The sequence below is a fragment of the Streptomyces sp. NBC_01264 genome (assembly GCF_026340675.1).
In the GTDB taxonomy this organism is placed as follows: Bacteria; Actinomycetota; Actinomycetes; order Streptomycetales; family Streptomycetaceae; genus Streptomyces.
In genome coordinates this window covers 1,310,570-1,331,201 of the sequence record NZ_JAPEOX010000002.1, presented here as the reverse complement: position 1 = coordinate 1,331,201, position 20,632 = coordinate 1,310,570, and the positions used below count along the sequence as shown (strand labels likewise).

Sequence of the window (20,632 nt, the reverse complement as noted above, 5' to 3'; positions counted from 1 at the left end):
GTGTGGGTACGGGGACGGTCATGAGCCGAAGACCGCTTCGTGCGGACTGATGCCGCGGGCGATGCTGACGCCCTGGAGGTGCGAGGTCTTGAGCATCGGGTAGTTCGCCTCCCCGAAGGCTCCGCCGGTGAGACCGGTACCGCCGTGGCTCGGCAGGTAGGGCAGGAACCCGATGTGCGAGTCGTTGACCTTCAGCAGCCCGCCGTTGGAGATCCGGCCGACGAACGTGTCGATCACCCGGTCCGACCCGGCCCACAGCGAGTTGCGCAGGCCGTACCGGTTGCTGTTGACGAAGTCGACGAAGCGGTCGAGGAGTTCGTCGTCGTCGGCGGGTTCGGCGACCACGATCGGCAGCAGCGGGAAGAACGTCTCCTGGTCCACCACGTCGTACGCGCGCGCCCCGGCCAGCCCGTTCACCCGCACCACGGTCGGCTGGAGGAAGACACCGGTCTGGGACGGCGTGCCGTCCAACTCCGTGCGCAGGCCCCCGATCACCAGCTCGGCGCCCCGGTCCGTGGCCTGCTTGAGCAGCCCGAAGAACCGCTCGCTGCGGCGTACGGGGGACAGCAGGACCTCGGGGTCCTGCGGGTATCCGGGGCGGACCTCGGCGACCCGGGCCCGTACCTCCTCGAACAGCCGGTCCGCGACCGCGGGATGGACGACGACGCAGTTGGGCACCATGCAGATCTGGCCGGAGCCGTAGAACGCCTCGGCGAGGGCCTGCGCCGCCTTCTCCACGTCGGCGTCGCGCCACACCACGATGGTGTCGTTGCCCGCCAGCTCCAGAATGGGCTTCTTGCCGGCCGCGACGCAGTCCCGCTCGAAGAGCAGGCCCTCCTTGCTTCCGCCGATGTAGAAGATGTCGTCGATCAGCGGATCGGCGAGCCAGCGGTCCAGGGTCTGCTTGGGATTGCCGCAGATGGCGTTGAGCACGCCCGGAGGCGCCCCGAGTTCGTCGAGCAGCGGCCCCACCACGTCGCGCATCAGCCACATCGTGCTGAGCGCGATCGAGCGCGGCGCCCTGACCACGACGGCGTTGCCCGCCATCAGGGCCAGTACGGCCAGGGCGGCGCTCGGGGCCGGGGCGTTCTGCGGCGGATGGAAACCGACGACTCCGTCCGGGCGGCGGCGCACGATCAGCCGGCGGTCGCCGTGACTGAACTCGGTGTGCATCTGTTCGCGGTACCAGCCCAGGCTCTCCTCGCTGTACACCTGGAACAGGCAGCTGAGCTCCCACCGCGCGAGTTTGACGGGGTGCCCCTCGGCCACCAGCATGTCGACGAACTCGTCCTGCCGGGCCAGGAGTTCCTCACGGAAGCGGGTGCCCAGCCGCATCCGCCGCTCCAGCGGCACGGCGGCCCAGCCGGGCGCCGCGGCGGCCGCGGCCTCGGTCGCCAGGTCGATGGCGCCCGAAGAGGCGATGGCGCAGCGGCCGATGACGTAGGGGTGCTGCGCGGCCTCGGACGCCGGGTCGCGCTCCAGGTCCCGCTTCAGGCCGACACTGGTGAACACGTCCTCGAGCAGGGACCGGGAGCTGACCGTGTACACCCAGCCGTCGCCCTCCACGTCCTTCCCGGCGATGTAGAGCTCGTAGCTGAGCAGTGGCTTGTCGCGCATCCTCACGCCTCCCCGAATTCGGTTTCCGCGGACTCCGCAGTCTCGGCAGTCTCCGCACGGAACGCATCGATGCTTACAGCCGCACCTGACCGACCGCTGATGAGCGGCTGACTCTCGCCTTTCTCCCGCCTTTCCCGCAACGAAAGAACGGCCGGCTGCCCTTCCGGGCGACCGGCCGTTCTCAATTCGTTCACGAAGCATTCGTTCACGAAGGGCGGAGAGGGCAGGATTTGAACCTGCGGAGGCCTGAGCCAGACCGGCGCGAACGCCGGACCCCGATAGACCGCTCCGGGCACCTCTCCTCGTTCCCGGCCCGGTTTCCCGTGCCGTTCACAACAACTACATTGCCAGGCCCGCCTGATATCCCGCTTATACGGCGCTGATACGGATCTGACCGCTGGGCGGCCGCTCTCCCGTTGCCCTTTCGCCGGGCCATTGCAGCTGATGTACTTCCGGCAAGTTGCTTCGTACTGACAAGGAGCAGACCGTGACCACTTCCCCCGCTCTCGAAAATCCGGTACTGAATGCCGTCCGGCGGCACACCCGGTCCGACAACCCCAGTTCCTTTCTGGCCCTCAACCGGGGCAACGAGGTGTTCACCGCACCCGGCCTGGACGGCCTCGTCGTCTACCGGCGGACCGGGCGCCATCTGGTGCAGTTCGGCGGCCCGTTCGCCACCCCGGAGGCGTACGAGGCCCTGCTCGAACGCTTCACCGCCTTCGCCCGGGAGCAGGATCTGGGCCTGGTGGGCGTGCAGTTGCAGCGGCAGGACGCCGAGGCGTACCGGCGCCAGGGCTTCACGGTCAACCAGATCGGCGCCTCGTGGGCCGTCCACCTGCCCGCCTTCACCCTGCGCGGCACCCGCTTCATGCAGCTGCGCAACAAGATCTCCAGGGCGTTCCGCAACGGCCTGGAGGTGGAGGAGGTGGACTCCGGCCGGTGGGAGGAGGCACTGCACGACATCGACCGGGCGTGGCTGGGTTCCAAGGGAGAGCACGCCCGTCCGCTGGAGTTCCTGGTGGGCGAGCTGGGCGGCCCGGCACAGGAGCACCGCCGGCTCTTCCTCGGCACGATCGACGGCGCCGCCGTGGGCTACATCTCCTACTCGCCGGTCTACGGAAGCCGGTCGGGCTGGATGCACGACCTGAGCCGGCGCATCCCCGGCGGTTCGCCCGGGCTGATGGAGGCGATCAACTCCCGGGCGATCGACGTCTTCCGGGCCGAGGGGGTCGATTGGCTGCACTTCGGCTTCACCCCGTTCACCGGACTGGACCCGGCGCACGAGGTACCGGGGCACAGTCCGGCGTTCCAGTGGCTGATGCACTTCCTGTGGGAGAACGGGGAGGCCCTGTACCCGGCCCGGACCCAGCTGTCCTACAAGGAGAAATGGGCTCCGGAGGAGCTGATCCCCGAGTACGTGGCCTTCGACGGGCCGGCCTCACCGGCCGCCTTCGCCCATGTCTTCCGCGCCTGCAAGGCGTTCTGAGCGCACACAGGCGTCCACCACACCCGTCCGCCACACCCGTCCACCACCACCCACCACACCCGTCCAACGCCGCGCCGTAGAGGAGTCGGTCATGTCCGAAGAAGTACGGAAGTCGCAGACCCAGGCCCTGCAGGAGTCGCTCGTCACGTTCCTGATGGAGATCATCGGTGCCCCGGACGACGAGGAGATCGCCAGGAACGCCGCCCAGGTGGTGCGCGAGCTGGACGTCCGGATGGCCGCGGAGCAGGCCCAGCGCGTCTGAGGGGCGCCGGAAGGCACGTACGCGAGGGGGGCGGCCCGGGCTTTTCGAAGCCCGGGCCGCCCCCCTCGCGTACGCCGGCTCAGCCGCCGAGCGCCGTCGCGGTCAGCTTGGCGAGCTCCGCCGGGGACAGCTCCTCCAGATGGGCGCACAGGTCGGCGGCCTCGTCCGGACCCCCGGCCCGGCGGAACTTCTCCCTGACCAGCTCCCAGTGGAGTGCCCGGGTCTCCTCTCCCGCCGCCCCGATGGGGATGTCGCGCCGCGCGGTGGCCGTGCGGCCGTCCGCCCAGCGCACGGTGAGCCGGGAGCCGGTGTGCTTGGTCGCCTGCTCGAAGGTGTCCTCGGGGGCGCCCAGTACGGCCCGCTCGGCGGCCTCCCGCCCCGCGAACGCGGCCAGCCAGTCGACGGCGGGCCGCCCCGCCTGCCGGACCGCCGCTCCGAACGGCGCGGCGCTCGCCAGCAGGTCGTCCGTCATCCCGGGATCCTCCACCAGCCGCACCCGGGAGGACAGTTCCCAGCGCCGCGCCTCGTGCGTGGCGGGCGCCGTGAAGTCGGCCACGGACAGATCGCCGGTGAGCAGCGCCACGGCGACGGCGTACGGCACCGAGAGCGGCAGGATGCTCGGCGGGGTGTCCGGCCCGTTTCCGTGCCGGTCGGTCAGGTGCGCGACGTACGTGGTGTAGCGCGACGTCTCCACGACGATCTCCTCGATCCCGTCGGCGAAGCCGGCCCCCGGTGACCGCCGGCGCAGTTCCAGGGCGCAGTCCACGGCGGTGTCCACACCCGGTCCGCCGGGACGGACCTTGAAGGAGAGCGTGTCGGTGTGCCAGCGCCGGCCGAGCCCCTCGTCCACGGCCCGGGGGAGCGGCACCACCGCGAACCTGCTCAGGAAGCCGTCGGGGTGCTCCACCACGTCCGCGGCCGCGGTCAGTCCGGCCTCGGCCGCGTCGCACGCGTCCATCGCCGCGCGCACCGGTGTCAGGGCGGTGAGGACCCGGGCGTCGCCGCTGAGGAAGCCGTACAGGAGGGTCCACGGCGGCATGGTCATGGCCAGCCCGATCGCATGGGTCCAGGTGCCGGCTCCGGCTCCGGTGCAGTGCAGTCTGCCGGTCACACCGCCGATCAGACTGGTGTGCGCGGCGGTCTGGCCTCGAAAGGGTCCGAGCGTCGCCGCCGCGGTGACCCGGGCGGCGCACTCGTTGGCCGCCACGACGGCGGTCAGGCAGGCGGCGCCGTCGAGCCCCTCGGAGCGGACGTAGGCGAGGGGCGTCGCGACCGTCGAGTTCGACAAGTGCCCGGCGTACGCCGTGTCGTCGAGGTTGAGCCAGGAGCCGAGGCCCGCCAGGACGGCCGCGGACCGGGCCGGATCGGACTGCAGCGGCTCCCCGAAGGCGGACACCAGCCGGCGCCCGAGCGGGTGGCCGAGGCCGGTGCGGATGGCGGCGAGCTGCGACAGGACCTGACTGCGCGCGAGCCCGACGACCCGGGTGGGGAGGTCCTCCAGGCGCAGTCCGGCGGCCCAGCCCGCCAGCTCGGCGGTCCGGGACGGCGGGAGCGGGGTTTCCCCGGCCGGGCCGGGCCCGGGGCGCCGCCCGGTCATCGGGTCCGCTCCGGCCGGGCGGGGCCGGGCACGGGTGCGCACAGCACCGGAAGCACCCCGGGCAGGATGTCGACGGTCAGCCGCGATCCTTCGTACGCCACCAGTTCGCCGTCGTGCTCGAAGCACAGCGGCAGGCCGTCCGTGCGCTCCACGACCACGCTGCGGCCGGTGCGGTAGACCACGCCGGTCCGGTCGACGTGCTCCCCGGTGAGCAGCAGCGGGGGCACGTCGACGGGGTCGGTGCCGGCGCCGACCACACAGACGTCCAGGAGCCCGTCGTCCAGCACCGAATGCGGCAGCACCAGGTACTGCCAGGCGCGGTGCCGGCCGCCGCCTATGTTGACCAGCACCGTCTCGCCCTTGTGCACGACGGCCCCGTCGACGGCCACCCGGCCGGGGTACGGGGTGAACACGGACGCGGCGTGTTCCAGTCCCGCCTGGAGCCGGGCCCGGCCCCGCAGCGTCACCTCCCGGGCGCTGCGCAGCACTTCGGCGGTGAGTCCGGCGCCGGCGCCGAGCACCACCAGTGCGTCGAGCTCCCTGACCCGCGCCAGGTCGAGCCGGCGCAGGGCCGAGGGAAGGGCGCCGAGTCCGGTGTCGACGGCTTCCTGCCAGGGGCGCGTGCCCCAGTGGGAGCGGTAGCCGGAGTTGCCGGTGCCGGCCGGTACCACGAGCAGCGCGGTGTACTCGCCGGGCCCGGCGCCGTCCATCAGGCCGTTCACGACCTCGAGCACCGTCCCGTCGCCGCCGATGGCGACGACCACCCGCGTCCCCTCGCCGGTCCGGGTGCGGACGGCCTCCCGGGCGGCCCGCTCGGCGTCGCCGGGTCCTTCGGTGCGGGTGACGGTGACGCGGGTGTGGCGTGCGCACCGGTCGGCCACTTCCCGCACCAGTTCCTCGGTGACGGTGCCGGCTGCCGGATTCGCGATGACCAGACAGTCCTCGGGATATGCCCCGGCGGTGTCCGCCATGGCTTCACTCCAATCGGTCGGATGACATCGGTCGGATGACGATGGGCACGGCTCTGCGCCGGGATTCGCACGCGCGGGCCAGCATCTCCGTAGTGCCTGACCCGGGCCTGATGCGCGGCTGACACCGCCGTTCCCCGCATTCCGCACACCCGTGCATTACCCGGCAGGTAATCGACACACCACCCCGGCCGGTGGAAGGCTCGACCCGTCACACACCGAGCACAGGGCACCGGACCCCCGTGACCGGCACCCCTTTTCTCAGGAGGAATGACCATGAGCTTGACCGAAGGCCTTGTGGAGCGCTATCTCGCCGTCTGGAACGAATCCGATGCCGAAAACCGCCGGAAAGCGGTGGCGGAGATCTGGTCCGAGGACGGCCTGTACGCCAATACCGGACAGGAATTCCGCGGTCACGAGGGGATCGAGGCGGCGGTGACCGAGGCGTACGTCGACTTCGTCGCCAAGGGGTTCGCCTTCCGGCTGCACGCCCATTCCGTGAATCACGAGGCCGCGCGGATCACCTGGAACATGGTGCCGAAGGACGGCGGTGACATCGCGGCCCGCGGTACCCAGTACCTGACCTTCGCGAAGGACGGCCGGATCCGTACCGACCACCAGTTCCCCGAGGAGATCTGAGGCCGACGGCGGCACGGCCGGACGGAGACGGCCGGACGCGAACGGCCGGACAAAAGGGGAAGGGCGCCCCGGCAGGCGCCCTTCCCCTTCGTGCTGCCCTGCCGCGGACGCCTACCAGGTGACGGGCAGGTGCCGGACGCCGTGGAACACGGTCCCGGTGCGGAAGACGCTGTCCGGGTCCTCGGCGTCGAGCCGGAGGCCCGGGAAGCGCCGGAACAGCGTGCGCAGGGCGAGTTCCATCTCCAGCCGGGCCAGCGGGGCGCCCTGGCAGTAGTGCGGGCCGATGCCCCACTGCATGTGCTTGCCGGCGTCGCGCCGCAGGTCGATGCGGAGCGGATCCGGGAAGGCCGACGGATCGTGGTTTCCCGCCGGGATGGAGATGACCACCGCGTCACCCTTCTTCATGGACACCCCGCCCAGTTCGAAGTCCTCGACGGCGAGCCGGACGATGGCGTCCTGGGAGATCGACCAGTACCGCATGGCCTCCTCGACGTACTGCGCGATGAGCGCGCCGTCGTCGGCCAGCACCTCCTCCTTGAGCTTCTCGTCGAGCAGCAGGCTCAGTATGTTCAGGGCGATCTGATTGGTGGTCGTCTCGTGGCCGGCCACCAGCACCAGCCGGGCGATGCCGACGAGTTCGTCGAGGGTGATGTGCCCGGGGCCGAGGTGGTCGACGGCCAGCCTGCTCATCAGGTCGTCCTGCGGATCGTCGAGCTTGCGGGTGGCGAGGACCCCCAGGTACTCCGACATCTCGGTGTACGCGGCGTACGAGCGTGCCGGGTCGCCCTGCCCGATCGTGAGCCGGGTCTTCTCCACGAAGTAGGGGGAGTCCTCGTCGGGCACCCCGAGCAGTCGCGCGATGACCAGCGTCGGCAGCTTCCTGGAGAAGATGTCCTGGAGGTCGGCCGGCTGCGGATGGGCCTCCAGTTCGTCCAGCAGGTCGTCGATCAGCTGCTGGATCGCCGGGCGCAGCGCCCGGACCCGGCGGGCGGTGAACTCGGTGGCGATCAGCCCCCGCAGCCGGGCGTGCTCCGGGTCGTCCATCCGCAGGAAGGACCCGGGCTTCTGGGCCGGGTCCACCTGGATGCGGACCGGTGCGCCGGGCAGGGTCTCGTCCGCGCTTAGCCGGGGGTCCATCAGGGCCTGGCGGACGTCGGGGTACTTGGTGATCAGCCAGGCGCGCCGGGACTCCGACGCTCCTGCCGGGATGCGCACGACGCTCGGCGGCTCCTCGCGCAGTTCCGCGAGGACGGCCGCCGGGCAACCGGACTTGGTACGCGGGAACGGCCAGTCCAGAACCGTCTCTGCTGATTCGAGCATCACTCGTCTCCTTCGGCGGGAAGGCTCCTGTTCCGCCGACTATCCCCGTACGCCCTGACGAGTGACTGACGCAGGCCTGACGTCGTCAGCGGGGCAGTCCGGCGAACTCTCCCATCGCCGCGGCGGCGTGGTCGAAGAACGCCGCCGGGTCGGCCGCGACACCGGCGATGTGGCCGTTGACCTCGAAGCCGACCATGCCGTGCAACTGCGTCCACACGACGAGCATGCGGGCGACGACGGGCAGCGGAAGCCCTTCCAGGAGTCCGGCCGCGAGCGCTTCCGCGTTCCGCGCCATGCCCTCGGACAGGGGCGGTTCGCCGGGGCGCCCACCCATGAGCGCGCCGTCCTTCTGCGCCTCGCGCAGGAGCCCGATGAGCGCCAGCACGGTACGCGCGCCGGCGGCCATGGTCTCCGGCGGTGCGCTGTAGCCGGGCACGGGACGGCCCCAGATCAGGACGTACTCCTCGGGGTTGGCCAGCGCCCAGCTCCGGACGCCCTGCCAGATCGCGGTCCAGCGGCCCAGCAGGCCGGCGCCGGCGGCCCCGGCCGCCTCCGCCGCGTTCTCGGCGCTCTCTCCCATGCCGTGGTAGGCGTCCAGGATCAGCGCGGTCAGGAGTGCCTCCTCGTCCTGGAAGAGCCGTTGCGCCTCCGCCGGCTCCAGGCCGGCGCCCAGGGCGACCGCCCGGGTGTCCAGATCGACGAACTGGCGGTCCGCCAGCCGGCGGACCGCCTCCGCCTTCATCCGACGGACGGACGCGTCGCGGTTCTCGTTCTGCGGGTCGGACGGGGACAGGTCATCGGGAACGGATGTCATGATTCCGACCTTCTCAGACCGGGACCCGTACGTCGATTACGTCCCAGGTAAGGACGGGCCCGCCGGAGGGGTCATCCGGCCTTCTCCGCAAGGCGGTTGAGGTGGCGGGAATAGTCGGAGGTCACGGCCAGGGCGTGCTTGTCGATGAAGAAGTGCCCGCCCGAGTACTCGCTGTGCCCCAGGTACCGCGGGGCGCGCGGCACCCACGAGGCGAAGGCGTCGTCCTCCTCCATCAGCGGGTCCGACTTCCCTCCGTACGAGACGAGCGGGCAGGGGACGAGGGCTCCCTCGTCGACGCGCTGGGCCGCCACCGACAGGTCGGCCCGGAGCGCCGGGATGACCATCTGGAGCATCTCCGGGTTGTCGTAGATCTCCGCGGGGAAGGACCCCAGCTTCTTGATCCAGCCGACCAGTTCCTCCTCCGGCATGCCGATGTGCTCCTTCGTCGGGTTGAAGAAGCCCTCGGGGGCCCAGCCGGACATGCCGATCAGGACCGGGCCGCGCACCCCGTCCCGTTCCATCCGTACGGAGAGGTGGTAGGCCAGCTGGGCGCCGAGGCAGTGCCCGAAGAAGCCGAACGGGCGGTCGTCGCACTCGGCGAGCACGGCCTCGTACAGCCCGTCGAGGAGCGGCTCCCAGGCCGTGTACGCGGTCTCCTCGCGGCGCTCCTGGCGGCCGGGCAGGGTCACTGCCTGGGCGGCGATGTCGGGCGGCAGCAGATCCGCCCAGTCCCGGTAGATGATCGCCCCGCTGCCCGCGTGGGGAAAGAGGAAGAGCCGGATCCGGGCTTCGGGCGAGGTCTCGGCGGGGTGGAACCACTGGCCGGGTGCGGAGACTTTGCTGACGATGGAGTTGTTCACGGTGTTCCCCTCTGGGCGATGTGTGGCGATGCGTGCCGACGCGCCGGGCGGACGGCCCGGGGCGGGCTTCACTGGAGGTGCGAGGTGGTCGTGGAGGCGGCGGAGCCCGGCTTCAGGAGGGCGCGCAGCGCGGGCAGCACCGTCGCGGCGATCTCCTCCAGGTGCGGCCGCGGGTCGAACGAGCCGATCCGCAGCACCAGGTGCCGGGCGCCGGCCCGTACGTAGCCGGCCAGCCAGGCGGCGCACTCCTCGGCGCCGCCCCAGCCGTAGGCCTGGAGCGGCGCCATCTGCTCCAGGGAGCGGCCGTAGTAGTGCCGCAGGTAGTGGTCCAGCTCCCGGCGGGCGCCCTCCCGGTCGGGATCGACCGTGAGGGTGGCGTACAGGGCCGGTGTCACCGCGCCGGCGGGTCGGCCGGCCTCCTCCAGCTCCGTGCCGATCTGCTGCCAGGCCTTCTCGTACTGCCCGGCGGAGGGCACGAAGGGCAGCCAGCCGTCGTAGTGGCGGGCCACCCGGCGCAGCACCTTCGGCGTGTCGCTGCCGGCCAGCCACAGCGGCGGGCCGCCGGGCCGGTACGGGGGCGGCAGCCGGTGCAGCCCCCGGGCCTGCCAGTACCGGCCCTCGAAGTCCTCGGGGGCGCCGTCGCGGGTGCTGTTCCAGGCGTGGCGCCACAGCGCGGCCGTCTCGTCCAGTCGCCCCACGCGGGTGGCGAAGTCGGCGCCGACCGCGCCGAACTCCTCCTCCGTCTCCGGCAGCGGGAAGCCTCCGCCCAGCCCCAGGATCAGCCGGGAGGCGCCTACGTGGTCGAGGCTCGCGACCATGTGGGCGCCGAGCAGCGGGTGGCGCAGGGCGGCGGTGAGGGCGGCCGTGCCCAGGGTGATCCGGCTGGTGACCGCGCCGGCCGCGGCCAGGATGATCAGGGGGTCCAGCCGGGGGCGGGCGGTGAGCGAGTCGCCCGCCCACAGGGAGTCGAAGCCGAGGTCCTCGGCACGGCGGGCGAAGTCCAGCAGGGGGGCGGCCGCGAAACCGCCGGTGATGGCCTGTTCCCTGGTGGGCAGCAGGATGCCCACCCGTAGGTCGGCGCGTAGGTCGGCGCGTAGGTCGGTGCGTAGGTCGGTGCGCGGGTCGGCCCGCGGGCCGGCGCGTAGGTCAGTCATGTCGGGTGTCCGTCCCTGGTCGGGCGGCGGCGGGCGCGGGCTGGGCGCCGCCGCCGAGGCGTTCGCGCACAGCCCGGCGCAGCACCTTGCCGGCCGGGTTGCGCTCGAGGGCGTCGGAGAAGTGGAACGCCGTGGGGATCTTGTAGTCCGCGAGCCGGCCGCGCAGGAACAGCAGCAGTTCCCGGGGGGTGGGGCGGGTGGTGCCGGCCCGGGGCACCACGCAGGCGTGCACCGCTTCGCCCCAGTCCGGATGGGGCAGGCCGACGACGGCCGCGTCGGCCACCGCGGGGTGTTCGCCGAGCGCCTTCTCCACCTCGGCCGGGTAGATGTTCTGCCCGGCCACGATGATGGTGTCGTTGATCCGGTCGCACAGGAAGAGATAGCCCTGCTCGTCGACGTAGCCGGCGTCGCCCATCAGCAGCCAGCCGTCCACGAGCGTCTCGCGGGTCGCGTCGGGCAGGTTCCAGTAACCGAGCATGTTCGACGGGGCCTTGACGCAGACCTGGCCGATCTCGCCCGGACCCAGGCTCCGCCCCTCGGTGTCGATGATCTTCAGTTCGTTGCCCGGGCAGACGCGGCCGGCGGAGCGCAGCAGCGCACTGCCCGGCCGGTGGTCCTCGGGCGGCAGGCACACGGCCACGCTGACCGTCTCCGTACTGGCGTAGATCTGGGCGAACTCGCAGCCGAAGACGTCGATGCAGCGCGCGAGCAGGCTCTCGGTGATGGGCGCGCCGCCGTACGCGATCTTGCGGAACGAGGTGAAGGCGGCCCGGTCGGCGCCCCGCTCGTCCAGCATCATCTGGAGCATCGCGGGCGCGGCGAAGGTGGTGGTCACGCGGTGCTCGCGGATCAGCCGGACCGCCTCCTGCGCCAGGAACAGGCGCATCACCACGTTCGTCAGCCCGGCGTTGAAACCGTGCATGAACCAGCCGATCCCGGCGGTGCCCAGGCCCGGCAGCGAGATGAGGCTGACGTCCTCGGGGTGCCAGTCGATCCAGTCGACGCCGGCGGCGCGCTGGGCGGCCGGCAGGGTGAAGAAGCCCCGGTGCGGGACGACCGCGCCCTTGGGGCGGCCGGTGGTCCCGCTGGTGTAGATCTGCACCACCGCGTCGTCCGGTCCGGTGCCCGGGTCGAGGTCGGCGTACGGCGCCCGCGACCACCAGGCGCGCAGCCCGGCGCCCGGATCGTCCTCGCCGGGCAGATCGGTCCGTACGACGGTCCGCAGTCCCGGAAGTTCGGGCCGCAGGCGGTCGACGACGGCGCTGAACTCCTCGTCCACGAAGAGCACCGAGGCGTCGGAGTCGCGCAGGATGTGGTCGATCTCGCCGCCCGTGAGCCGCCAGTTCACCGGTACCAGGACCGCCCCGGCCTTGGCACAGCCGATCACGGTCATGTAGTAGTACTCGGACTCGCGGCCCAGGTAGGCGACGCGGGTGCCGCGCGCCGCTCCGGCGTCGAGCAGGCCGTGCGCGATGCGGTCGGAGTCGCGGTGCAGCCGTGCGTAGGTGACGGAGCGGTCCTCGCACAGGATCGCCGGGTGCCCGCCGCGGTCGCGGGCGTGCACCGCCGACGTGGACGTCAGCGTCCATTCGGCTCGTAGGGAGTCCGTCTCGATCGTGGTCATCGGCAACTCTCCGGGGCGAGGAGGGCGGTGAGCTGGGCTTCGAGGAAGTCCGTGAGCTCACCGGGTGAGGGATGGTCGAAGGTGAGCGTGGCGGGCAGGGGTACCCGGAAGACCGACTCCAGGCCCGTCTTGAGCTGCAGGGCCATCAGGGAGTCGAGTCCCAGCGCGACGAACGGGGTGGCCGGCTCGATCTGGTCGGAGTCGTCTGCCTGGAGCACCGCCGCGACGCGCTCGCGCACCACCCGGTCGACGGCTTCCCTGCGCTCCGCCTGCGGCTTGGCGAACAGGGCCGCCAGGTCGAAGCCGGAGCCGCCGGCCCCACGGTCCTCGTCCACGAGCCGGGCGTACAGGGCGTTGTCGACCATGCTGGGCGCCACGTACGCGTTCCAGTCGAACTCGCCCGCCACGTACGGGCCTTCGGGGTGGGCGAGCATCCGCTCGAACAGCCTCAGGGCCCGCGCCGGGGAGAAGAACCGCACGCCGCTGCGCTCCAGTTCGCGTCCGAGGCCCTCGTCCAGCCGGGCGGACATGCCGACCCTGCTCCACGCCCCCCAGTTGACCGAGAGCGCGGGGAGCCCCCGTGCGCGGCGCCAGGCGACCAGACCGTCGAGGAAGGCGAAGGCCGCCGCGTAGTGCGCCTGCGTCGAGCCGCCCAGGACCGAGGCGATCGAGGAGTGGACGAAGAAGAACTCGAGCTCGGGGAACCCCTCGGACAGCTCGTGCAGCAGCCAGCCGCCGTACGCCTGCGCCCGGAGCTGCGCGTCGATCGCCTCCCAGGTCAGATTGCCGATCAGGGACTTCCCGGCGGCGCCCGCGGCGTGGACGATCCCGCCCAGCGGCATCGGACCGCTCCGCAGCAGGTGCCGGAGCCGGTCCATGTCGGCGGGTACGGACACGTCGGCCCGCTCCACCGTGATCGCGGCCCGTCCGGAGAGCTCGGCGAGCACCTCGGCGGCCTCCGGGGTCGCGCTGCCACCCCGGCTGACCAGCAGCAGGTGCCGGGCTCCCAGGTCCACGAGCTTTCGGGCGCTCTCCAGTCCGAGCCCGCCCAGGCCGCCCGTGACGAGGTAGGTGCGGTCGCCCCGCACGCCCGCGCCCCCGGCGGGGAGCGTTTCCCCGGGCTCCTCGGGCAGGGCCACGACCACCTGGCCGCGGGCGCCCTCCTCGGCCGCCGCCACCGCCTCCGGCAACTCGTCGATGCCGTACACCGCGACGGGCAGCCGCGGCAGTTCACCGCTCTCCAGGGCCCGTACGATCGCGGCCAGCTCCTCCGGGTCGGCCCCGCCGGGCCAGGCGGATGCCGTCACCGTCCTGCCGTGGGCGGCGAGGCAGCCACTGAGCGCGGCCGGTACCGGCTCGTCCGGGGCGCCGAGCCGGATGTCGATGCCGTGCCCCTCCGTGAGCAGCAGGATGTCGGCCTCGGGACCCGGATCGTGCACGTCGAGCACGTGGTGGGCGCCGAGCTCGCGCAGTTGCTCCTCCTCCCCGGACTCGGAGGTGACGAAGACCTCGGCACCGGCCCGGGCCGCCGACGCCACTGCCGCCCGCACCGTGGCCCGGTCCGCTCCGTGCACCAGGACCCGCTCACCGGGGGTCAGCGCGGCCCGGCCGTGCAGTGCGTGGCGGGCGGTGGCGTACGCGGTGCAGGAGGCGACCGCCTCGGCCGGTCCGATTCCCGCGGGGGCGGGGGCGGCCGAGGAGGCCGGCACGGTCACGGTGCGGCCCAGGGTGCCGTGGTGCGCCACGACGACCTCGGTCCCGACCGGGACGCCCGCCAGCGGTCCGGCGGCGACGACGGTACCGACGCAGCCGGAGCCCAGCGCGGGCGAGGGAGCGCCGTCGGCGCGCCGCCCCAGGGCCGCGGCCCGCACCCGTACCTGGATGAGGTCCTCGGTGGGGGCGACGGCCTCGGCTGGTACGGGGCGGGGCTCGGCCGTGCTGCCGGGCTCGGCCGCGCGCACCTCGAAGTCGCCGTGCCAGGCGGGCGTGGTCCGGCCGGCGAGCAGCCTTCGCACGTGGCGCTCACCGCCGCGGTGCGCGACCTGGTGCTCACCGGCGTCCGGAGTCAGCAACTCCTCGATCAGCGCGGCGTGTGCGCCGTCCGCGGGCAGGTCGACGAGCGTGGCCCGGGAGCGCGGGTACTCGTTCAGCAGGACGTGCCCGAAACCCCACAGGGTGGCGGCCGCGGGCCGCAGCCCGGCGTCCGGCAGGTCCCCGGGCAGCCATTGCGCACGGCTGGTGACCAGCCACAGGCGCACTGCGCGGCCCGGATCGCCACCGCTGACGGCGGCCACGACCTCCAGCAGCTCCCGGTAGTTGCGCTCGCACTCGGCGCGCAGCAGCGCGTGGCCGAACGGCGCACCGGGTTCGCCGACGGGCCGCCAGAACCAGCAGACGTCGGTCACCGAAGGATCCGCGAGCGCCGCGCCCAGCGCGGTGGCGCCGTCGAGCGCGGTGAGGCGCAGGCCCCGCTCGTCGGCGTGCGCCGCCAGCTGTCCGGTGTCGGGCCCGAGCGCCAGTACGTGCCGGCCCGCCGGGTCCGTGGCCTTCGCGGCGGAGCGGCGCACCCAGGCGTGGCGGTGGACGAACGACGGCGTACGGCCGGGGTCCGGCAAGGGCCGGTACTCGACCCCGGTCAGTTCGGCGACCGGGCCGTGCTCGTCGTGCACCAGCAGGTCGACGGTGCGGGCCCCGGTCCCCGCGCCCGTGACCCGGGCGAGGACCGTGAGCCGCTCGCCGCGCGGCTTCTTCAGCAGGCGTACGGATCCGAACCGTACGGGCGAGAAGAAGGGCCCTTCGTCGTCCAGGGCCACGGCGGCGTGCAGCGCGCACTCCAGCGCCTCGACGGGCAGGTGCTCGACGGGGGTGGAGCGGCGCAGGGCCAAGGTGGCGCTGTACACGCCCTCCTCGTGCCGCCTGACCTCCGTGAGCAGCCGGAACGCCTCCCCGTAGGCCCGGCCCACGGACGCCAGGTCGGTGGTGACGTCGGCTCCCGAGACCCGCTCGCGCACCGCGCCGGGCGGCGGTACGAGCGCGGTCACCTCCGGGCCGGCCGCGGGGTACGGGCCGGACGCCGGCCCGAGCACGGCGGTGGCGTGCAGGACCTCCTCGCCGGCGGGGCCGCTGACGACCTCGACGTCGGCGCCGCCGCCGGCCCGGGGCCGCATGCGGGTACGGACCGTGCTCGGGGTCTCCTCGGCCGGCCGCAGGGGCTCGTGCAGCCGCAGGTCCCGGACCGGCGCACGGGTGTGTCCGTACGCGCTGTCCTGGAGCGCCAGCAGCAGTTCCACGTACGCGGCGGGGGGAACGACCACCTCGCCGTCCGAGCCGGTGTGGTCGGCCAGCCAGGAGGGCGCGCCGGGGGCGTAGCGGGCGGTGAACTCCAGGACGGACTCCTGGTTTCCGTCCCGGCTTCCGTCGTGGGCTCCCTCCTGGATTCCGTCCTCCTGCCCGAGCAGCGGATGCGCGGTGGAACCCCGCACGCTCTGTACGGGCCCGCCCGCGGGCAGCCAGTAGCGCTTGCGCTCGAAGGCGTACCCGGGCAGCCCCACCAGGTCGGTCCGGTCCTGTCCGGCGTGCACACCCGCCCAGTCGACCGGGGCGCCGGCGGTGTAGACCTCGGCGAGCGCCCGCAGGACGGCCAGCTCGCCGCTGCCGCTGCGCCGCTGGCTGGCGATCCAGTGGTGGCCGTCGCCGGCCACGCACTGCCGGGCCAGGGCCGTCAGGGCGGCGGAGGGGCCGATCTCGACGAAGAGGTGCCGGCCGCGCTTCTCGACGGCCTGGATGCCCTCCATGAACCGGACCGGCTCGCCGATGTGCCGCACCCAGTAGTCGGGGGTGGCGAGTTCGGTGAACTTGGCGACCCGGCCGGTGAGGTTGGAGATCAGCGGGATCGACGGCTCGTGGAACTCGATGTCCGCCATGGCCTCCCGGAAGTCGTCGAACATCTCGGCCATCAGCGGCGAGTGGAAGGCGTGCGAAACGGAGAGCTGCTCGACCCGCGTCCCGGATGCCGTCAGCTCCTCGCTCAGGGCGCGCAGCTGCTCGACGTCCCCGGAGATCACGCACTGGCCCGGCGCGTTCACGGCCGCCACGGCCAGCCCGGGCCGGTCCGCGAGCAGGCCCTCGATCTCCCCGACGGGCCGGCTCACCGCGGCCATCCCGCCCCGGGCCCGGACGGACTGCATCAGGCGGGCGCGAGCGGCGACGAGCTCGACCGCTCCGGGCAGCGTGAACAGCCCGGCCACGGTCGCGGCGGTCACCTCGCCGATGCTGTGCCCGATGAGGACGTTCGGCTTCAGGCCCCACGACATCCACAGCCGGGCCAGCGCGTACTCCAGGGTGAAGAGTGCGGGCTGGGTGTACCGCGTACGGTGGATGAGCTCGCCGTCGGGCGCCTCTCCGGTCAGCAAATCCCGTACGGAGACGTCGAGGTGCGCGGCGAACAGCGCGTCACAGGCGTCGACACCGTCGCGGAAGACGGGGAAGCGCCGGTACAGATCCGCGCCCATGCCCGCGTACTGCGCGCCCTGGCCGCTGAAGAGGAAGGCGGTCTTGCGAGATTTCGCGGCGGCGCCGGCCTCGTCGCCCAGGCCCGACGCCAGCAGTTTCAGGAGCCCTTCGCGGTCCTGGACGACTCCGGCGAGCCGGTGACCGAAGTGCGCCCGGCCCGTGTTGGCCGTCCGGCACAGGCTCGCCACGTCGTGGCCGTCGTCCCCGGCGCCCGCCACGAACTCCTGGTACCGCTCGATCTGGCGGCGCAGCGACGCGGCGCTCTTGCCGGAGAGGGTGAACACGGAGGGCGCGGACGCGGTGCTCGCGTCGTCCGCCGCCGGCTCCGGCCGGGACTCGGGCCGGGGCTCGGGCCGGGTGACGGGGGGCGCCTGTTCGAGCACGGTGACGGCGATCGTCCCGGCGAAGCCGAAGCTGTTGACCACGGCCCGACGGGTCTCGCCCGGCCACTCCCGGCACTCGGTGGGCACCGACAGCGGATAGGTGTCCCAGGGGATGCGGGTGGAGGGCGTGCGCAGGTTCAGATGGGGGTAGATCGTCCCGGCCCGCAGCTGGAGCACCGTCTTGATCACGCCGACGACCCCGGACGCCGGTTCCATGTGCCCGAGGTTCGTCTTGGCGGAACCGACCAGGAGCGGCTCCTGCTCGGAGTGCGAGTCGCAGAACACGTCGTTGATGGCGCCGAGTTCGATGGGGTCGCCGATCGGAGTCCCGGTGCCGTGCGCCTCCACGTACTGGATGTCGCGCGGCTCCAGCCCCGCCGCGGTCAGCGCGCGCCGGATGACCAGCTCCTGCGCGGGCCCGTTCGGTACGGTCAGCCCCGCGCTGTCGCCGTCCTGTCCGATGGCCGTACCGCGCACCAGGGCGAGGATCCGGTCGCCGTCGCGCCGGGCGTCACCGAGCCGCTTGAGCACCAGGATTCCGCAGCCCTCGGCGCGGACGTACCCGTCGGCGTCCTCGTCGAAGGTCTTGCACTGCCCGTCCGGGGCCAGCATCTGACCGTGCGAGAACATGACCATGATGCGCGGATGGTGCAGCGCGTTCACGCCGCCCGACAGGGCGATGTCGCACTCGCCGTTCCGCAGACCCTGGACCGCCATGTGCAGGGCGCTCAGCGAGGACGAACAGGCCGTGTCGACGCTGATGCTCGGACCGCGCCAGCCCAGGAAGTACGACAGCCTGCCGCTCAGCGGGAACATGGTGATGCCGGAGGCCAGATGGCCGTCCACCGCCTCGTAGGGGAGCGACTCGGTCTCCAGCGCGTAGTCGATCGAGCTGGCCCCTATGTAGACGCCGCCGTTGCCACGGCGAAGGGGCGTCGGATCGATGTTCGCGTGCTCCAGCGCGTGCCAGGCCGTCTCCAGCACCAGCCGCTGCTGCGGGTCTATGTACTGGGCTTCCTTGGGCGAGATGTTGAAGAACGGCGCGTCGAAGAGGTCGATGCGATCGAGGAAGCCGCCGCCCTCGGTCTGGATCTTGCCCTTCTCGTCGGGCGATGTGGGCTTGAACGCGGCGGCGTCCCAACGGTCCTCGGGGAGGGGCCGGATGCCGGACCGTCCGCCGCGCAGCAGGGCGTCGAAGTCGTCGGCGGAATCGCAGCCGCCGGGGAACCGCAGGCCGATGCCGACGATGGCGATCGCCTCGGGGGCCTCGAGTGCGTCGGGGGCCTGGGAGTCCTGGGAGCCCTGGGAGTCCTGGGAGTCCTGGGAAGCCTGGGAGTCACGTGACATCTCACGCCTTCCTGACGTGGTCGGAGAGCTTCGCGCCGAGATGGCCCACGAGCTCGTCGATCGTCGGTTTGTTGAAGAGCACGGTCGCGTCGATCTCGACACCGAGGAGGCCTTCCAGGCCCTTGCGCAGCTCCGCGAGGCCCAGGGAGGTCAGCCCCAGGTCGAAGAAGCTGCTGTCGAGAGCGAGCTCCTCGTCGTCGTCCATCAGCAGCACCCGCTTGAACCGGGTGACGACGAGGGCTTCCAGCGCATCGTGCAATTCCGCCCGGGGCAGCTCCCGCAGCCGCAGGTCGACACTCAAGGGTTCCGGCATGCCGGTCCACCCGCCTCTGGTGAGGGGCGAAACGTACCGCCCGGCGACATTCGGTATGCCTGGCGATACAAACAGGGCACCCTGACGCTGCACTGACCGAGGGCTGATGGCGGAGCTCGAACGAGGAGCCGGCGACGTGCGCGGCGCTCGTGGTGGCGCACCGGCTGGGCACAGCCGCCACTACGGAGCAGGCCGTCGTCCTCGGCCGCGGGCTTTGATCGGCGGACGGGGCACGCGCCACCGCTACTCGCCGCGGACGGATCGGTGGACAGGGCACGCACCACCCGCTACTCGCCGTGGACGGCGCCTACGCGAGGCCGGGTGGCGTCGTACCGGACGTGGTGCGGCGAAGCCCGGTCAGTACTCCGCCGCCAGGGCGAGCTGGCGCTCGCGGTCCTGCCTGAGGAGCTGCGGGATGGCGTCGCTCGGTGCTACGCCCAACTCCGTGGAGAGCAGCTCCTGATAGCCGCGGTAGCGGCGGTGCGCGTCGGCCACCTCGCCGGCGAAGAGGCACGACTGCACGGCGATCCGCCGGGGCCCCTCCCGCAGCGGGTCGGCCTGGGTCGCGGCGTCGGCCAGTTCGAGCACCGCGGTGTGCTGGTGGCGCTGGAGGAACTTCTCGGCGAGGCGCTCCAGCGTCTGGACGCGCTGGACCTTCCACTTCTCCTGGAACGGTACGAGCCAGTCGTCGTCCCAGTCGTTCAGCAGCGGGTGGCGCAGTACGCCCCACGCCTGCGGCAGCCGGTCCCCGCCGGCCCCGACCGCCCCTACCGCTCCGGACACCGCCGAGATCAGCCTGGCCGCCGCCCGGTAGTCCACCTCGACGTGATCGGCGAGGGTGATGGTGGTGTGCGAGGCCCGCAACAGGCCTCCGGCTGTGGCCTGATTTAGCCGCCACAGGGTCTGTCTCAACCGGGCACCCGCCCGGTCGGGCGGGGCGTCGGGCCACAGCCGGGCGGCCAGATCGACGCGGCGGAGCGGACGGTCGCCGAGCACCAGGGCCGCGACGAGCCGTTGCTGGATGTCGCTGAGATCGGTGACCCGTTGGTCGGTGCGGCAGACGAAGCCTGGCAACAGCGATATGTGAACGATGCCTAAGCCGGTGGGGTTCATCGCACCTCTCGGGTCCTCCGACGGGCCGCCGGCCGCCGGGTGGGCGCTCCATTGATCCCGATTTCCACGTTCGCTTCACATGAGCTTCACAACGGCTGTGGGTACGAGCGTGAGGCACGGTCTGGAGATCGTCAACACCCGTGCGCGGCGCGTTCCGGCCGTCCCGGGGCACTCCCGCGAGACGTCCCGCCCGCGCTGCGTATGTCCCCTTCGCGGCTTCGGCACAACCCACATTCGTGGGGTTGTTTCACGGGTCCGCCGCGCGCAGTCTCGGTTGCGTCCCCGATCGAACGCGACAGCGAAAGGTGGAAGCATGTCCTTCAACGCCCTGGAGTCCCTGCGTGCGGCCGGCGTCATCGGCGGCACGATGGCGCCCGCTCTCGAAGAGTTCTACGCCAGCCTGACCCCCGAGGAGACCAAGGTCCTCATCTCGACGAAGACCCGCCTCGCGGCGATCCTGCCCGACGTGGTGGCGCACTCCCAGGACTGGACCTCCCCGGAGGCCACGAAGGAGGGCTTCGACGCCGCGATGCTGTGTGCCTGCGGCCTCTGGTCGGGATCGGGCCAGGCCGAGAACTGACCGTTCCACAGGCGGGGTCCGGCGGCCGTTCGCGTCGGGCCGC

The 20,632-nt window shown here is 72.4% G+C and carries 15 protein-coding genes and 1 tRNA gene; 4 read left to right on the top strand and 12 right to left on the bottom strand.

Features of this window, described 5'->3' with window-relative positions:
* Nucleotides 1–18: 18 nt before the first annotated feature.
* Nucleotides 19–1,617, bottom strand: coding sequence for an aldehyde dehydrogenase family protein (locus OG435_RS38975; protein ID WP_266884516.1), 1,599 nt, complete (start codon nucleotides 1,615–1,617; stop codon nucleotides 19–21).
* A gap of 215 nt (nucleotides 1,618–1,832) precedes the next feature.
* A tRNA-Glu gene (locus tag OG435_RS38970) sits at nucleotides 1,833–1,919 on the bottom strand.
* A 185-nt stretch (nucleotides 1,920–2,104) separates the two neighbouring features.
* Here OG435_RS38970 and OG435_RS38965 point away from each other — a divergent pair.
* Both OG435_RS38965 and OG435_RS38960 read left to right on the top strand, forming a co-directional pair.
* Nucleotides 2,105–3,103 carry a bifunctional lysylphosphatidylglycerol flippase/synthetase MprF gene (locus OG435_RS38965; RefSeq protein WP_266884514.1) on the top strand — a complete coding sequence of 333 codons (999 nt, stop codon included), beginning with the start codon at nucleotides 2,105–2,107 and terminating at the stop codon, nucleotides 3,101–3,103.
* A gap of 91 nt (nucleotides 3,104–3,194) precedes the next feature.
* Nucleotides 3,195–3,365 (top strand): hypothetical protein, encoded by a 171-nt coding sequence (locus tag OG435_RS38960; protein WP_266884512.1) that lies wholly within the window; start codon nucleotides 3,195–3,197, stop codon nucleotides 3,363–3,365.
* Between the two features lie 79 nt (nucleotides 3,366–3,444).
* Here the strand turns inward: OG435_RS38960 and OG435_RS38955 are convergent, their stop codons facing one another.
* Together OG435_RS38955 and OG435_RS38950 are read right to left on the bottom strand one after the other, a co-directional pair.
* On the bottom strand, nucleotides 3,445–4,962 hold the full coding sequence (locus OG435_RS38955; protein ID WP_266884510.1) for an MmgE/PrpD family protein: 1,518 nt from the start codon (nucleotides 4,960–4,962) through the stop codon (nucleotides 3,445–3,447).
* The gene (locus OG435_RS38950) at nucleotides 4,959–5,933 is read right to left on the bottom strand and encodes a diacylglycerol/lipid kinase family protein (protein ID WP_266884508.1); all 975 of its coding nucleotides are present in this window, start codon (nucleotides 5,931–5,933) and stop codon (nucleotides 4,959–4,961) included. The genes OG435_RS38955 and OG435_RS38950 overlap by 4 nt, the downstream gene beginning before the upstream one ends.
* A gap of 273 nt (nucleotides 5,934–6,206) precedes the next feature.
* Here OG435_RS38950 and OG435_RS38945 point away from each other — a divergent pair, with 273 nt between their 5' ends.
* On the top strand, nucleotides 6,207–6,569 hold the full coding sequence (locus OG435_RS38945; RefSeq protein ID WP_266884506.1) for a nuclear transport factor 2 family protein: 363 nt from the start codon (nucleotides 6,207–6,209) through the stop codon (nucleotides 6,567–6,569).
* A gap of 111 nt (nucleotides 6,570–6,680) precedes the next feature.
* Here OG435_RS38945 and OG435_RS38940 read toward each other — a convergent pair whose 3' ends face one another.
* The 8 genes from OG435_RS38940 to OG435_RS38905 form a co-directional block, all read right to left on the bottom strand.
* The gene (locus OG435_RS38940; protein ID WP_266884504.1) at nucleotides 6,681–7,889 is read right to left on the bottom strand and encodes a cytochrome P450; all 1,209 of its coding nucleotides are present in this window, start codon (nucleotides 7,887–7,889) and stop codon (nucleotides 6,681–6,683) included.
* Between the two features lie 85 nt (nucleotides 7,890–7,974).
* Nucleotides 7,975–8,703 carry a TetR-like C-terminal domain-containing protein gene (locus OG435_RS38935; protein ID WP_266884502.1) on the bottom strand — a complete coding sequence of 243 codons (729 nt, stop codon included), beginning with the start codon at nucleotides 8,701–8,703 and terminating at the stop codon, nucleotides 7,975–7,977.
* Nucleotides 8,704–8,774: 71 nt separating this feature from the next.
* Complete coding sequence (locus OG435_RS38930; protein WP_266884501.1) at nucleotides 8,775–9,563, bottom strand: thioesterase II family protein; 789 nt, start codon at nucleotides 9,561–9,563, stop codon at nucleotides 8,775–8,777.
* A 68-nt stretch (nucleotides 9,564–9,631) separates the two neighbouring features.
* Nucleotides 9,632–10,717 carry an LLM class flavin-dependent oxidoreductase gene (locus OG435_RS38925; RefSeq protein WP_266884500.1) on the bottom strand — a complete coding sequence of 362 codons (1,086 nt, stop codon included), beginning with the start codon at nucleotides 10,715–10,717 and terminating at the stop codon, nucleotides 9,632–9,634.
* Nucleotides 10,710–12,341: a long-chain-fatty-acid--CoA ligase gene (locus OG435_RS38920; RefSeq protein WP_266884499.1), complete on the bottom strand. Its 1,632-nt coding sequence runs from the start codon at nucleotides 12,339–12,341 to the stop codon at nucleotides 10,710–10,712. The genes OG435_RS38925 and OG435_RS38920 overlap by 8 nt, the downstream gene beginning before the upstream one ends.
* Nucleotides 12,338–18,583, bottom strand: a complete 6,246-nt coding sequence (locus OG435_RS38915) for a type I polyketide synthase (protein ID WP_266884498.1) — start codon at nucleotides 18,581–18,583, stop codon at nucleotides 12,338–12,340. The genes OG435_RS38920 and OG435_RS38915 overlap by 4 nt, the downstream gene beginning before the upstream one ends.
* 1 nt (nucleotide 18,584) lies before the next feature.
* The gene (locus tag OG435_RS38910; protein WP_266884497.1) at nucleotides 18,585–18,884 is read right to left on the bottom strand and encodes an acyl carrier protein; all 300 of its coding nucleotides are present in this window, start codon (nucleotides 18,882–18,884) and stop codon (nucleotides 18,585–18,587) included.
* A gap of 369 nt (nucleotides 18,885–19,253) precedes the next feature.
* A complete protein-coding gene (locus OG435_RS38905) occupies nucleotides 19,254–19,970 on the bottom strand; it encodes an AfsR/SARP family transcriptional regulator (RefSeq protein ID WP_266884496.1) in 717 nt (238 codons plus the stop codon).
* A gap of 352 nt (nucleotides 19,971–20,322) precedes the next feature.
* Here OG435_RS38905 and OG435_RS38900 point away from each other — a divergent pair, with 352 nt between their 5' ends.
* Nucleotides 20,323–20,589 (top strand): StsA-related sactipeptide RiPP, encoded by a 267-nt coding sequence (locus tag OG435_RS38900; protein ID WP_266884495.1) that lies wholly within the window; start codon nucleotides 20,323–20,325, stop codon nucleotides 20,587–20,589.
* Nucleotides 20,590–20,632: the final 43 nt, after the last annotated feature.

Coding starts and splice junctions, on each gene's coding strand:
- OG435_RS38975 (WP_266884516.1), bottom strand. CDS start 1,617: ATGCGCGACAAGCCACTGCTCAGCTACGAGCTCTACATCGCCGGGAAG.
- OG435_RS38960 (WP_266884512.1), top strand. CDS start 3,195: ATGTCCGAAGAAGTACGGAAGTCGCAGACCCAGGCCCTGCAGGAGTCG.
- OG435_RS38955 (WP_266884510.1), bottom strand. CDS start 4,962: ATGACCGGGCGGCGCCCCGGGCCCGGCCCGGCCGGGGAAACCCCGCTC.
- OG435_RS38950 (WP_266884508.1), bottom strand. CDS start 5,933: ATGGCGGACACCGCCGGGGCATATCCCGAGGACTGTCTGGTCATCGCG.
- OG435_RS38945 (WP_266884506.1), top strand. CDS start 6,207: ATGAGCTTGACCGAAGGCCTTGTGGAGCGCTATCTCGCCGTCTGGAAC.
- OG435_RS38940 (WP_266884504.1), bottom strand. CDS start 7,889: ATGCTCGAATCAGCAGAGACGGTTCTGGACTGGCCGTTCCCGCGTACC.
- OG435_RS38935 (WP_266884502.1), bottom strand. CDS start 8,703: ATGACATCCGTTCCCGATGACCTGTCCCCGTCCGACCCGCAGAACGAG.
- OG435_RS38925 (WP_266884500.1), bottom strand. CDS start 10,717: ATGACTGACCTACGCGCCGGCCCGCGGGCCGACCCGCGCACCGACCTA.
- OG435_RS38920 (WP_266884499.1), bottom strand. CDS start 12,341: ATGACCACGATCGAGACGGACTCCCTACGAGCCGAATGGACGCTGACG.
- OG435_RS38915 (WP_266884498.1), bottom strand. CDS start 18,583: ATGTCACGTGACTCCCAGGCTTCCCAGGACTCCCAGGACTCCCAGGGC.
- OG435_RS38900 (WP_266884495.1), top strand. CDS start 20,323: ATGTCCTTCAACGCCCTGGAGTCCCTGCGTGCGGCCGGCGTCATCGGC.